The sequence below is a fragment of the Paraburkholderia sp. RL17-347-BIC-D genome (assembly GCF_046027915.1).
Taxonomy (GTDB): domain Bacteria; phylum Pseudomonadota; class Gammaproteobacteria; order Burkholderiales; family Burkholderiaceae; genus Paraburkholderia.
In genome coordinates this window covers 12,754-26,631 of record NZ_JARESS010000042.1, presented here as the reverse complement: position 1 = coordinate 26,631, position 13,878 = coordinate 12,754, and the positions used below count along the sequence as shown (strand labels likewise).

Genomic DNA, 13,878 nt, shown 5'->3' with positions numbered 1-13,878 from the left:
GCGGCTCACGCCGTAGCGTTTGACTCGCTCAGCGATGGCTCGCACGTCCAGCCCGGCTCGCACCACGCAGGTCGCAATCGTCGCCTTGCCGCCCGTGTCGATGTCGGGCGTCGGGCCGATTGTGGACGCGCTCAATCTCGCCAATGAAATCGACGGCCGCGCGCTGTACCGCGTGCAGGTGTGTTCGTGGGACGGCCGCGCGGTGCCGCTCGCGGGCGGCGCGCACTGGCCGGCCGACGCCGCCTTCGGCGATGCGATTTCGTGCGACTGGCTGATCATCGTCAGCGAGCGCTTTCAGCAATTCGCTGATTACCGCCTCTTTCTCGCCAGCCTCTCGCGCGTCGGTCAGCGCACGCCGCTCGTCACCGGCATTCATCACGGCGTATGGTGGCTCGCCATGGCAGGGCAGTTGTCCGGCTATCGCGTGAGCGTCAATTGGGAAACCTATCAGCAGTTCTCCGAGCAGTTCGAGCGCTCCATCGTCACGCAACAGATTTTCGAAATCGACCGCGATCGCGCGACCTGTGCGGGCGGCCAGGCGACCGTCGACTTCATGCTGGCGATGATCGGCCGCGAGCACGGTCCCGAACTCGCGGACCGGATTGCCGATACGCTCGGCGTCGGCGTGCTGCGCGCGGGTGAGGAACGTCAGCGCATTCCGTTCGTGACCGCGCCGGGCGAACGCCATCCGCGCCTGAACGACGCGTTGCTGCTGATGGAAGCGAATATCGAAGACCCGCTTACCACCGACGAGATCGCGGGTCTGGTCGGCGTATCGCGGCGGCAATTGGAGCGCCTCTTTCGCCAGTATCTCGGCTCGATGCCGTCCAAATACTATCTGGGACTGCGGCTTTCGAAAGCGCGCACGCAATTGCAGCGCACCAGCAAGTCGGTGGTGCAGATTAGTCTCGCTTGCGGTTTTTCGTCGGCGGCGCACTTTTCGAATGCGTACCGCGAACGCTTCGGTGTCACACCGCGCGAGGATCGTCGGAACTGGATCGACAAGCAGACCGGCGCGAGCGGCGCCGCGGCCAGCGAGCCGCGGCCGGGCGCGCTGATCGAACCGCCGGATCAGGCGGATTGAAGCTGACTGAGACGCGGACAGAAACGCGGACAGAAACGCGGACAGAAACGCGCTGGCCAGGCGCTAAACCCGTCCCGTTCGCGTGGAACCTCATAGAAAGCGTCGCGTATGCGCAAGACGGATCGCGTGCGGTTTCCTACACTACCTGTATTACCTCTCACCTGTAACGAGGATTTGCCATGAACGACCTGACAGTGACACGCCAGACCTTCGACGAAGTCATGGTGCCGGTGTTTTCGCCCGCCGCCTTCGTGCCGGATCGCGGTCTCGGCTCGCGCGTCTGGGATACGCAAGGCCGCGACTATATCGACTTCGCCGGCGGCATCGCCGTCACCGCTCTGGGTCATGCGCATCCCGAACTGCTGAACGTGCTGCACGAGCAGGGCGGCAAGCTGTGGCACATCGGCAATGGTTACACCAACGAGCCGGTGCTGCGCCTCGCCAAACGCCTCGAAGACCTGACGTTCGCCGACCGCGCGTTCTTCGCCAACTCGGGCGCGGAAGCGAACGAAGCCGCGTTGAAGCTGGCACGCCGCGTCGCGTTCGACCGCCACGGCGCGGACAAATTCGAGATCATCTCGTTCACCCAGTCGTTCCATGGCCGCACGTTCTTCACGGTCAGCGTCGGCGGCCAGCCGAAGTATTCGGAAGGCTTCGGCCCGGTGCCGGCCGGCATCACCCACTTGCCGTACAACGACATCGAAGCCGCGAAGAAAGCCATCGGCGCGCAAACCTGCGCGGTGATCGTCGAGCCGATTCAGGGCGAAGGCGGCGTGATCCCGGCGGATCCGGCGTTCCTGAAGGCGCTGCGCGAAGCCTGCGATCAGCACAGCGCACTGCTGATTTTTGACGAGGTGCAAACGGGTGTGGGCCGCAGCGGCTATTTCTACGCGTACGAGGAAACCGGCGTGACGCCGGACATTCTGACTACCGCCAAGGCGCTCGGCAACGGTTTCCCCATCGGCGCGATGCTGACCACCAACGAACTGGCCGCGCATTTCAAGGTCGGCGTGCATGGCACGACGTACGGCGGCAATCCGCTCGGCGCGGCGATCGCTGAAAAGGTGGTCGAACTGGTCAGCGATCCGAAACTGCTCGAAGGCGTGCGTTCGCGCAGTGAAGCGTTGAAGGGCCACCTCGCCAAGCTGAACGAACGCTTCGGCCTGTTCACGGAAGTGCGCGGCCGGGGTCTTCTGATCGGTGCGGAATTGACCGACGCATTCAAGGGCCGCGCGAAAGACTTCGTCACGGCGGCGGGCCAGCATGGCGTGATCATGCTGATGGCCGGTCCTGACGTGCTGCGCTTCGTGCCGTCGCTGATCATGCCGCTCGACGACATGAACGAAGGCTTCGAGCGACTCGCGAAGGCCATCGAAACGATCGTCGGCGCGAAGGCTGAAGCGGCGTCGCATTGATACACGGCATTGATCACGCGTCACATTCAACAGGAACGATGATGCTCTTCGTACGCCCAGGCCGCCTCGCCGATCTCGACGCGCTCGAACATATGGCGCGCACCGCGCAACCGGTGCTGCATTCCTTGCCGCACGACCGGCGTGCGCTCGAAGCGCGCGTCGCGTTGTCGGAAGACTCGTTTCGCGCGGAAGTCGATTTTCCGGGCGAGGAGTTCTATCTGTTCGTGCTCGAAGATGCGCTGAGCGGCAAGCTGATGGGCACGGCGAGCATCGTCGCCGCGGCCGGTTACTCGGACCCGTTCTACGCGTTTCGCAACGACGCGCTGATTCATGCGTCGCGCGAGCTGCACGTGAACCGCAAGATTCACGCGCTGACCATGTCGCATGAGCTGACCGGCAAGAGCCGCCTCGCGGGCTATTACATCGACCCGTCGCTGCGTGGCGACGCCGCCGCGCATCTGATGTCGCGCGCGCGGATGATGTACATCGCCGCCAATCGCAAGCGCTTCACGCCGGAGGTGTTTTCGCTGCTGCTCGGCGTCACCGACGAGAACGGCGTGTCGCCGTTCTGGGAAGCGGTGGGGCGCAAGTTCTTCGGCCGCAACTTCGCCGACATCGAGATCGAATCGGGCGGCCGCAGCCGCACGTTCATCGCCGAAGTGATGCCGACGTATCCCGTGTATGTGCCGTTGCTGCCCGAGGCGGCGCAGCGCGTGCTCGGCGAGCCGGATTCGAAGGCTTTGCTCGCATACGACATTCATCTCGAGGAAGGCTTCGAGACGGATCGGTATATCGACATATTCGACGCGGGTCCGGTGTTGACCGCGCAAGTGGATCGCAGCGCCTGCGTCACGCGCAATGAAACGCGTGTGGTGCACGAGAACCATGCGGCCGCTGACGGTTTGACGTATCTGATCGCGCATAACGGCGCCGATGGCGAATTCCGCTGCGTGCTCGGCGAATTGCCGGCAGGTAAAGAAGCGGGCGCGTCGTTGCCGCACGCGGCGCGTGCCGCGCTCGGCGTGGAAGAGGGCGACACGGTGCGCTGCGTGCCGCTGCACCAGCCGCATCAGGAAGAACAATCGGGAGAGGCACGATGATCGTCGTTCGCGTTGTGCAACGAGGCGATGTGGACGCGCTTATGCGGCTCGCGCAGGAAACCGGCCCGGGTCTCACCACCTTCAAGCCGGACCGCGAGGCACTCGCGGCACGCGTGGAACGCGCGCGCCGCACGATGGAAGACAAGGCCGAGCCGCATGAAGCCGGCTACTTCTTCGTGATGGAAGACACCGACACGGGCGACGTCGCCGGCGTGTGCGGAATCGAAACCTCGGTCGGCCTGCAGCAGCCGTTCTACAACTATCGCGTGAGCACGGTGGTGCACGCGAGCCAGGACCTCGGCATCTGGACGCGCATGCGCGCGCTGAACATCTCGCACGATCTGACGGGTTATGCCGAAGTGTGCTCGCTGTTCCTCAGCCCGCGTTATCGCACGAGCGGCGTGGGCGGCCTGCTGTCGCGTTCGCGCTTCATGTTTCTCGCGCAGTTTCGCGAGCGCTTTCCGCAGCGTCTGTGCGCGGAATTACGCGGCCATTTCGATGCCGAAGGCACCTCGCCGTTCTGGCGCGCGGTCGGCTCACATTTCTACCAGATCGATTTCAACGCGGCGGACTACCTGAGTTCGCACGGCCGCAAGGCGTTTCTCGCCGAGCTGATGCCGCGGTATCCGGTGTATGTCGAGTTGTTGCCGGAAGAGGCGCAGCAATGCGTCGGCCTCACGCACAACGACACGATTCCGGCGCGCCGCATGCTCGAATCGGAAGGGCTGCGTTACGAGAACCACGTCGATATCTTCGACGCGGGGCCAGTGCTCGAATGCCATATCGCCGACTTGCGCACGGTGCGCGAGAGCGTGGTGGTGCCGGTCGAGATCGGCGCGTCGAGTGCGCCGCAGGACGGACCGAAATCGATGGTGTCGAATACGTCGTTGGGCGATTTTCGCGTCGGCGTCGTGGCGGGCGTGCCGCAGGACGGCGTATTCCGCCTGAGCGCGCTCGAAGCCGCGGCACTCGACCTCAAGGCGGGCGACCTCGTGCGCGTGCTGCCGCAGAAACACAAACAGGGATGATCATGAGCGAGCTTTTCATCGACGGCGAATGGGCCGCCGGCACAGGACCCGCATTCGCGTCGCACAACCCGGGCACGGGCGCGACGGTGTGGGAAGGCAACAGCGCCTCGGCGGACGACGTCGATCGCGCGGTGCGCAGCGCACGCCGCGCGTTCGCCGCGTGGTCGGCGTTGAGCCTCGACGAGCGTTGCGGCGTGGTGCGCCGCTTCGCCGCGCTCGTGACCGAGCGCAAGGAAGCGCTGGCTGAAGCGATCGGCCGCGAAACCGGCAAACCGCTGTGGGAAGCGCGCACCGAAGCGGCGTCGATGGCGGCCAAGGTCGAGATTTCGATTCAGGCCTATAACGAACGCACCGGCGAGAAGCGCTCCGCGATGGCGGACGGCACAGCGGTGCTTCGGCACCGTCCGCATGGTGTGGTGGCCGTGTTCGGGCCGTACAACTTTCCCGGTCATTTGCCGAACGGGCATATCGTGCCGGCGCTGATCGCGGGCAATGCGGTCGTGTTCAAGCCGTCGGAACTCGCGCCCGGTGTGGCCGCGCTCACCGTGCAGATCTGGCGCGATGCCGGTTTGCCGGCAGGCGTGCTGAACCTCGTGCAAGGCGAGAAGGACACCGGCATTGCGCTCGCGAACCATCGGCAGATCGACGGCCTGTTCTTCACGGGTAGTTCGGATACCGGAACATTGCTGCACAAGCAATTCGGCGGGCGGCCGGAGATCGTGCTGGCGCTGGAAATGGGCGGCAACAATCCGCTCGTGATCGGACCGGTGGCCGATGTCGATGCCGCCGTGCATCACACGATCCAGTCGGCGTTTCTGTCGGCCGGTCAACGCTGCACGTGCGCGCGCCGCATTTTCGTGCCGAACGATGCATTCGGCGACCGCTTCATGGAACGCCTCACCGAGGTCACCTCGCGCATCACCGTTGGTGAATACAACGCCGATCCTCAGCCGTTCATGGGTGCTGTTATCTCGGCGCGTGCCGCGTCGCGCCTGGTCGCGGCGCAGGAACGTCTGCTGGCCGATGGCGCCAAGGCGCTGCTGAAGATGGAACAACGCGACCCGAAGCTCGGGTTCGTGACGCCCGCGATTCTGGACGTCACAAGCGTGAAGAACCTGCCGGACGAAGAACACTTCGGGCCTTTGGCGCAAATCATCCGCTACGGCAGCTTCAACGAGGCGCTGGAACAGGCCAACGACACCGAGTTCGGCCTCTCCGCCGGCCTGCTCGCCGACGACGAAGCGCTCTGGACGCACTTCCAGCGCACCATCCGCGCGGGCATCGTCAACTGGAACCGGCCGACCAACGGCGCATCGTCGGGCGCGCCGTTCGGCGGGCCGGGCCGCTCGGGCAATCACCGGCCGAGCGCTTACTATGCCGCCGACTACTGCGCGTTCCCGATGGCGTCCGTCGAAAGCGCGCAACTGCAAATGCCCGCGAGCGTCTCGCCGGGCCTTCAATTCTAAGGATCGACGATGCAAGCCACTGAAGCCAATTTCGACGGCCTGGTCGGCCCGACCCACAACTACGCGGGACTCTCGTTCGGCAACGTCGCGTCGCAGAACAACGAGAAGTCGGTTGCGAATCCGAAGGCGGCCGCGCGGCAAGGCCTGCGCAAGATGAAGCAACTCGCCGATCTCGGCTTTCATCAAGGCGTGTTGCCGCCGCAGGAGCGTCCGTCGATGCGTCTGTTGCGCGAGCTCGGTTTCTCCGGCGACGACGCGACCGTGATCGCGCGCGTGGCCAAGGACGCGCCCGAGTTGCTGGCCGCGGCGAGTTCGGCTTCGGCGATGTGGACCGCGAATGCGGCGACGGTGAGTCCGTCCGCGGATACGCACGACGGCCGCGTGCATTTCACGCCGGCCAATCTGTGCAGCAAGCTGCATCGCGCGATCGAACATGAATCGACGCGCCGCACGCTGCGCGCGATTTTCAACGACGCCGACCGTTTCGCGGTGCACGAGGCACTGCCCGGCACGCCGGCGCTCGGCGACGAAGGCGCGGCGAATCACACGCGCTTTTGCGCGGAATATGCGGCACGTGGCGTCGAATTCTTCGTGTATGGCCGCAGCGAGTATCGTTGCGGGCCGGAGCCTAAGCGCTTCCCGGCGCGTCAAACCTTCGAGGCGAGCCGCGCGGTCGCGCACCGTCACGGCCTCGCCGATGCGGCCACGGTGTACGCGCAGCAGAACCCCGACGTGATCGACGCGGGCGTGTTCCATAACGACGTGATCGCGGTCGGCAATCGCAATACGCTGTTCTGTCATCAATTGGCGTTCGTCGAACAGAACGCGGTGTACGACGAATTGCGCTCGAAGCTCTCCGGTCTGAAGGCGGACTTCAACGTGATCGAAGTGCCCGACGCGCAGGTGAGCGTGGCCGACGCCGTCACCTCGTATCTGTTCAACAGCCAGTTGCTGACGCGCCCGGATGGCCAGCAGGTGCTGGTGGTGCCGCAGGAATGCCGCGAAAACCCGCGCGTGGCTGCTTACCTCGACGAACTGACATCACGCTCGGGCCCGATCGACGACGTGCTGGTGTTCGATCTGCGCGAAAGCATGAAGAACGGTGGCGGGCCGGCGTGCCTGCGCCTGCGTGTCGTGCTCGACGACGCGGAGTGCGCGGCGGTCACGCAAGGCGTGTGGATCAACGACACGTTGTTCGGCCGTCTGGATGCGTGGATCGAAAAACACTATCGCGACCGTCTCGCACCGGCCGATCTGACCGATCCGCAATTGCTCGCCGAATCGCGCACCGCGCTCGACGAACTGACGCAGATTCTCGGTTTGGGTTCGCTGTATGACTTCCAGCGCTGAGCGCGATATGCCGGTTTCGATGCTCGACGATTTCCTCGCCTACACACTGACGGGCACGCGGCCGGCCGCTGGTGAAGCACAAGGTACGTGTGCCGGCGGCGTGCGCTGGTCGTGGCTGGACGACGGCGTGCTGTTGATGGAACCGGCAACGCAGGAAGAGGGCGTGCGCAGCGTGCTCGTCTCTGCAGGCGTGCATGGCGACGAGACCGCGCCGATCGAACTGCTGGGGTTTCTGGTGCGCGATATCGCGCAGGGCACCGCCGCGTTGACTTGCCGCCTGCTGGTGATTCTCGGCAACGTCGACGCAATGCGCGACGCCTGCCGCTATCGCGATGACGATCTGAACCGCCTCTTCAGCGGCCGTCATCTGCAGGTGCCGCAGAGCTACGAGGCGCCGCGTGCCGCCGCGCTGGAGCGGGTCGCGACGCAATTCTTCGCGGCAGCGCCGGATCAACCCGGCGCGCGCTGGCATATCGACATGCACACCGCGATCCGCGCGTCCGCCTTCGAGCAGTTCGCGTTGCTGCCGCACACCGGCAAGCCGTTTTCACGCGCGATGTTCGAGTGGCTCGGCGAGGCGCGTATCAGTGTGGTGCTGTTGCACACCACCAAGGGCAACACGTATTCGCATTTCACCGCGCAGGTATGCGGCGCCGAAGCGTGCACGCTGGAACTCGGCAAGGTGCGTCCGTTCGGCCAGAACGATCTGACGCGTTTCGCCGGTGCCGATCACGCGGTGCGTCATCTGCTGGCCGGCATGCGTGGTGAGGCGCAGGGGAATCTGCCACGGGCGTTCACGGTCATCGATCAGATCACCAAGCAAAGCGATGCGTTCGAATTGCTGGTCGCCGCCGATGTGGCGAATTTCACGCCGTTCGCGAAAGACACCGTGCTCGCGCGCGATGGCGAGTATCGCTATGTCGTGCAGCACGACGAGGAGCGGCTCGTGTTTCCGAACGCGACGGTCAAGCCCGGTTTGCGCGCCGGCTTGATGGTCGTCGAGACGACGCAGGACACGCTGTCGAAACTCGTGTAGGCCACCACGCAAGACCCAAACGTTGCGCGCCTCGGCGCGCAACGTTTTCCCTCAGGCCGCCGCCTAGGCCGCGTTCGCGCGGATCAAGCCTTCGGCCACCATCGCTTCACGCACCTTCGGGCGCGCCGCTACGCGCTCCAGATACGCACCCAGCTTCGGATAAGCACCGAGATCGATCGACAGCATGCGTGCCCAACTCAGCACCGTGAACGCATAGGCATCGGCGACCGAAAACTGTCCCGTCAGATAATCGCGTGTCGCCAGCACACGCTCCAGTTCGCCAAAACGCGTGGCGAGTTTCGCGCGGCATTCGGTCTTCGTCGATTCGGCGGTCTCCTGATGCCAGAGCCAGGGACTGAACGTCTTGTGCAACTCGGTGCTGATATACGTGAGCCAGCCGAGCGCTTCGAGCCGTTGCAGCGAACCCGCGGGCGGCAGCAAGCCCGCCTCGGGCACGAGATCGGCGACGTATTGCAGCAACGCGGCGCCTTCCGTGTGGCGCGAGCCATCGGCGAATTCGAGCAGGGGCACATAGCCGCGCGGCGAGATCGCGTAATAGTCGTCGCCGTTGGCGAGCTTGTGCGTTTGCAGATTAACCTTGACGCCTTCGAAGTCGAGATCCGCTTCGCGCAGTGCAATGTGAACCGCCAGCGAACAGGCGCCCGGTGAATAATAGAGTTTCATGATGGTTTCGCTATGAACGGGAGTGAAGTTGCCGGCAGGTGCCGGTGGCGAGGCTCGTCGGCCGACAAGTCCATGTGGTAAAAGTAGCCCGGATCGGATTCCGAATAAACAGGCGGCTTGCCAAACCATGCGTGCAAAAACGCAATACGAACTGACTTCGGCGGATACGCAGACCATTCTCGCGCTGGTGCGCGCCGGCACGTTGGCGGAAGCCGCGCAGCGTTTGGGTATCGACGCCTCGACGATTTTTCGCTCGGTGCAGCGGATCGAGCGCGGGCTGGGACAGCGTCTGTTCGAGCGCTCGCGCAGCGGTTATCGCGCCACGCCGCTCGGCGCGCAACTGGCGCGACATGCCGAGCGTATCGAAAGCGAACTCGCCGCGGCGCGCTCCACGGTGCAGGCGAGCAGCGACCGCGTGTCCGGCAGTATTCACGTGACGACCACCGATACCGTGCTCTACGGACTCGTGCTGCCCGCGCTGCATGATTTCGCGGCGTTGCATCCGGCGTTGTCGTTCGAACTGACCGCGGCCAACAGTCTCGCTAGCCTCACCAAGCGCGATGCCGATATCGCCGTGCGCGCCACGCGCCGCGCGCCGGATCATCTGGTCGGCAAGCACGTGGGCCCGCTGCGTATCGCGGTGTTCGCCGCCAGGAGCAGCGGCATCCACGCGAGCGATGTGGATGCGCTGGCGCGCTGCGACTGGGCCGCTCCCGACGCCTCGCTCGGCGATCACCCCTCCGTGTTATGGCGCAAGCGTCATTGCCCGATTGTCGAGCCGCGCTACAAGACCAATAGCGTGATGGCCGTGTTCGAACTCGTGGTGCGCGGTTTCGGCGTGGGCATCTTCCCGACTTTTCTCGCGCGCGGCCGCGATGATCTCGTGCAATTGACGCCACCGCTCGACGAAGCCGAGTCGCAAGTCTGGGTGCTCGCGCATCCGGAGTCGCGGCATTTGCCGCATGTGGCTGCCGTCTATACACATCTGTCGCAACAACTCAGTGGCGATTTCGCAGCCGGCGACGGCGCGCGCTGACGTGTTTGTCTTTGCCTGCACGCGACAGCTATTTACACCTTTACGCGTAAGCCCAAAGCGCGTGCCCAGCGACGCGCCACGCGGCGCGCCCGCAGGCGCGGCAAACGAAGCCTGTACAATCGCGGCCTCGCGGCTGTTGCGCTGCACCACACCGGCCGCACGAGTTTGAATCGCAATTTTGGCGCGGCAATCATGCTTGCCCGGATTCGGCTCCGTCTTATTCAATACCGTAGAGGAACACCCGTAATGAAGATGAATTGGCGAAACATGGCTGCGCTCGCGCTGTTCGCGGCGGCAACGGTTACGGCCGGCACCGCATCGGCTGCCGATATCAAGGAAGTGCATTTCGGCGTCGAGGCATCGTATGCGCCTTTCGAATCGAAGTCGCCGTCGGGCGATCTGCAGGGTTTCGACATCGACGTCGGCAATGCCGTGTGCGCGAAGCTGAAGGCCAAATGCGTGTGGGTCGAGAACTCGTTCGACGGTCTGATCCCGGCCTTGCAGGCGCGCAAGTTCAACGCCATCAACTCGGACATGACGATCACGGATCAGCGCCGCCAGGCGATCGACTTCACCGATCCGATCTACACGATCCCGAATCAGATGATCGCGAAGAAGGGCAGCGGTCTCGTGCCGACGCCGGCTTCGCTCAAGGGTAAGCATGTTGGCGTGCTGCAGGGCACGATCCAGGAAACCTACGCGAAGGCGCGCTGGGCGCCGGCCGGCGTCGACGTCGTGCCTTATCAGACGCAGGACCAGATTTACGCCGACCTCGCTTCGGGGCGTCTGGACGCCGCGTTCCAGGACGCGGAAGCCGCATCGAAGGGCTTCCTGAAGAAGCCGCAAGGCGCGGGCTTCGAGTTCGCCGGTCCGGCCGTCAGCGACGAGAAGCTGCTCGGCGCGGGCGTCGGCTTCGGCATCCGCAAGGGCGACAAGGCCTTGAAGGACGCGCTGAACCAGGCGCTCAAGGAACTCAAGGCGGACGGCACGATCGACCGATTCGCGGCGAAGTACTTCGACGTGAAGGTGGTGTTGAAGTAACGCGCTACGCGTCTCACGCGATTCGTTGTATGTGATGCAAACGGCCGCTATTGCGGCCGTTTGCATTTGCGCGGTGGCACGACATTGATGTCGCGAGAAGCCTCGCCACGACGATCAACCGTTCAATCGTTCAACGCACGTTCGCCTCCGGCTGATCGAGATAATCAAATACAACTTCGCCGAGACCGAGCGTCAAATCGGCAATCAGATGACGCGCCTCGACGATCTCCAGCACCGGCAACTCGGCAACCGGCGCGAGCGCATGCGGCGCCAGTTCAAGCGCGGCCGGGCCGGTCCATGCGCCTTTCAGATCGATGTCCTGCAGGTAGTAGCGCACCAGTTCGCAGATGCGCGGGGTGCCGTCCACATGCGGAATCACCTTGAGCAGGAAGTTCGGCGTTTCGAGGCGTTTCTTCTGCTGCGCCAGATCGAGTTGACGATGCTTGTAGCCCATCGTGCCGGTGGCGATGCGCACCGGACCGTAGTCGAGCGTGCCGACGAGCGTGTCGGTATGAACGGCGAGCACCGGGTTCGCGAGCTTCTTCGGAAAGCCCCACAGTTCGCGGCCGCCGGCGATCGGCGGATGGTCGTCCAGATACATGGCCAGCGTGTAGCCGCCCGCCACGCCCTTGTGCGACACCGGAATCACCTGGCCGCTTTCCGTGTAATCGCCGAAGCCCGTCGAGTCCGGCATGCGGATGAACTCGTAATGCACCAGCGGCTCTCCGATTTCGAGCGGCTCGGGCACGACGGCGCGCAGTTTGTCCGGATCGGTGCGGTAGGTGATGATCAGGAATTCGCGGTCGATGAACCGGTACGGGCCCATGGGAAATGCCGGGCTCGTGATCGGCATGGCGAAGGCATTTGACAGCACGCTTTTGACGTCCATGTTTTTCCTTGGTGGTTAAACGCGGTTGGAACGCTTCTGCACTGCACAAGAGTATCGGCGATTTTGCGCCGGATCGCTTTCAGACTCATCTCCAATTATTTCGAGATATTGCTTCACGGACGTGTCCGCGCATGGCGGCCTGAGCTAAAATCGCCAGACGCACCGCGGGCCACGGGCTTCACACCTTGGGCCGTGCTGACGGTGCAGCGAAAATCAAAATACAGCAGTAAGCGCCGGGGCGGCGCTTAGCGGGGGAGTGCAATGACCACCATCGCAATCGAGAATCCGGGCCACACGGGTGCAACGGACGATGCGCAATTGAATGCCAGCTTCGCGCGACAGCCGATTCTGAATCGGGACGGCATGCTGTGCGGCTACGAGATCAAGGTGCGCGCACCGGAATGGACCGCGGACATGCTGGAGGCCGCACGAGCCCCCGCGGACGCGAACAGTGGTGCCGACGCCTCGTCGTGCCGCGCGCCCGATCCGGCGCAACGCGTGGCGCGAGCCATCATTCACGGCCTGCTTCAGGGCAATGTGCGCGGCGCGCTGACCGGGCATCCGGCTTATGTCGACGTCAGCCGCGAGATGCTATTCGACGACGCGATCCTGCGGCTGCCCGCCGAGCGCTTCATGCTCGAACTGGCGCCGGCGATCGAGTTCGACGAAGCGCTGGTGGCGCGCATCGTCAAGTTGCACGGCCGCCGCTATCGCTTCGTGCTCGACGAGGTGACCCAGCCCAACGAAACCTTCGCCAAACTGCTGCCTTACGCGGAAGTCGTCAAGATCGATTTCACGGGCGTGCCGCGCGTGCTGCTGCCGAAACTGGCGAGCGTGCTCAAGTCGGCGGGCAAGCTGCTGGTCGCCTCGGGAATCGACGCGCAAGCCGATTTCGAAACGGCCCATGGACTCGGCTTCGATCGCTTCCAGGGTTACTTCTTCGCGCGCGCACAGACCTCGGCTTCGCGCCGCGTCAGCGCGCCGCGCCATGCGTTGCTGAACCTGCTGCAACTCCTCTCGGGCGATCCGACCGTCGCGCAGCTCGAAGCCGAACTCAAGCTGAATCCGGTGCTGGTGATGCACCTGATGAAGCTCGCCAATTCGAGTGGCCTCGCCGTCGGCCACAAAGTCACGACGCTGCGCGAAGCGATCAACGCGACCGGCACCAACCGCATCGCGCGCTGGACGCAACTGCTGCTCTATGCCGACGGCCGCAAAGTCGCCCTCGAGGACGATCCCTTGCTGCAACTCGCGGCGACCCGCGCGCGTTTCATGGAACTCGCGATCGAGCGCCTGCCCGAAGCCGGCCGCGACGAAGCCGATGCGGCGTTCCTGACCGGCGTGTTTTCATTCGTCGACGCGGTGTTCGGCGGCTCGCTCGAAAGCACCTTGAACGTGCTGACGTTGTCGCGTCCGATCCAGGCAGGCATCCTGCATCGACAGGGTGTGCTGGGGTTGCTGCTGAGCGCGGTCGAAGCGCTCGAACGCGGCGCATGGGATGAGATCGAAACGCTGTGCGCGCGCTTGCAGCCGTTGACGGTGGAAGAGGTCGCGGAACTGGGGCTAGCGGCGGGCGCGTGGGCCGGTGTCGCGGACCGCAGCGCGGAAGGGCTGGAAAGAATCGAAGATTGAGGTCAGCGATTCAGCGGGAGGCCGCGGCATGCCATGCATGGCGGCCTCGGCGAGCCTGACTCGACTTCAACGTGGCGTCGGGCAAATACAGAACAGGTGAGAGTGAAGCGCCGTGAT

Annotated in this window: 12 protein-coding genes; 10 read left to right on the top strand and 2 right to left on the bottom strand. The window is 64.4% G+C overall.

Annotated elements, in window-relative coordinates; translation table 11 throughout:
• Positions 1-34: 34 nt before the first annotated feature.
• The 7 genes from P0D96_RS36200 (at position 35) to astE (ending at position 8,479) form a co-directional block, all read left to right on the top strand.
• On the top strand, positions 35-1,084 hold the full coding sequence (locus P0D96_RS36200; RefSeq protein WP_132375048.1) for a GlxA family transcriptional regulator: 1,050 nt from the start codon (positions 35-37) through the stop codon (positions 1,082-1,084).
• A gap of 179 nt (positions 1,085-1,263) precedes the next feature.
• Positions 1,264-2,499, top strand: a complete 1,236-nt coding sequence (locus P0D96_RS36195; protein WP_408318469.1) for an aspartate aminotransferase family protein — start codon at positions 1,264-1,266, stop codon at positions 2,497-2,499.
• A gap of 41 nt (positions 2,500-2,540) precedes the next feature.
• Positions 2,541-3,599, top strand: a complete 1,059-nt coding sequence (gene aruF / locus P0D96_RS36190) for an arginine/ornithine succinyltransferase subunit alpha (RefSeq protein ID WP_408318516.1) — start codon at positions 2,541-2,543, stop codon at positions 3,597-3,599.
• Positions 3,596-4,627, top strand: coding sequence for an arginine N-succinyltransferase (astA, locus tag P0D96_RS36185; protein WP_408318467.1), 1,032 nt, complete (start codon positions 3,596-3,598; stop codon positions 4,625-4,627). Before aruF ends, astA begins: the two co-directional genes overlap by 4 nt.
• 2 nt (positions 4,628-4,629) lie before the next feature.
• Positions 4,630-6,093: a succinylglutamate-semialdehyde dehydrogenase gene (gene astD, locus P0D96_RS36180; protein WP_408179289.1), complete on the top strand. Its 1,464-nt coding sequence runs from the start codon at positions 4,630-4,632 to the stop codon at positions 6,091-6,093.
• Positions 6,094-6,102: 9 nt separating this feature from the next.
• Positions 6,103-7,443 (top strand): N-succinylarginine dihydrolase, encoded by a 1,341-nt coding sequence (gene astB / locus P0D96_RS36175; protein ID WP_408318465.1) that lies wholly within the window; start codon positions 6,103-6,105, stop codon positions 7,441-7,443.
• Positions 7,427-8,479 carry a succinylglutamate desuccinylase gene (gene astE / locus P0D96_RS36170; RefSeq protein WP_408318464.1) on the top strand — a complete coding sequence of 351 codons (1,053 nt, stop codon included), beginning with the start codon at positions 7,427-7,429 and terminating at the stop codon, positions 8,477-8,479. Before astB ends, astE begins: the two co-directional genes overlap by 17 nt.
• Before the next feature lie 63 nt (positions 8,480-8,542).
• Here astE and gstA read toward each other — a convergent pair whose 3' ends face one another.
• On the bottom strand, positions 8,543-9,163 hold the full coding sequence (gene gstA / locus P0D96_RS36165) for a glutathione transferase GstA (RefSeq protein WP_408318462.1): 621 nt from the start codon (positions 9,161-9,163) through the stop codon (positions 8,543-8,545).
• Positions 9,164-9,290: 127 nt separating this feature from the next.
• On the opposite strand from gstA, the gene P0D96_RS36160 reads away from it, so the two are divergent.
• Positions 9,291-10,199, top strand: a complete 909-nt coding sequence (locus tag P0D96_RS36160; RefSeq protein ID WP_408318461.1) for a LysR family transcriptional regulator — start codon at positions 9,291-9,293, stop codon at positions 10,197-10,199.
• Between the two features lie 246 nt (positions 10,200-10,445).
• On the top strand, positions 10,446-11,240 hold the full coding sequence (locus P0D96_RS36155) for an ABC transporter substrate-binding protein (RefSeq protein WP_408280308.1): 795 nt from the start codon (positions 10,446-10,448) through the stop codon (positions 11,238-11,240).
• Positions 11,241-11,370: 130 nt separating this feature from the next.
• Here the strand turns inward: P0D96_RS36155 and P0D96_RS36150 are convergent, their stop codons facing one another.
• Positions 11,371-12,129 carry an acetoacetate decarboxylase gene (locus P0D96_RS36150; protein WP_408179283.1) on the bottom strand — a complete coding sequence of 253 codons (759 nt, stop codon included), beginning with the start codon at positions 12,127-12,129 and terminating at the stop codon, positions 11,371-11,373.
• A 261-nt stretch (positions 12,130-12,390) separates the two neighbouring features.
• Here P0D96_RS36150 and P0D96_RS36145 point away from each other — a divergent pair, with 261 nt between their 5' ends.
• Complete coding sequence (locus P0D96_RS36145) at positions 12,391-13,761, top strand: EAL and HDOD domain-containing protein (protein ID WP_408318459.1); 1,371 nt, start codon at positions 12,391-12,393, stop codon at positions 13,759-13,761.
• The last annotated feature ends 117 nt before the right edge of the window (positions 13,762-13,878 follow it).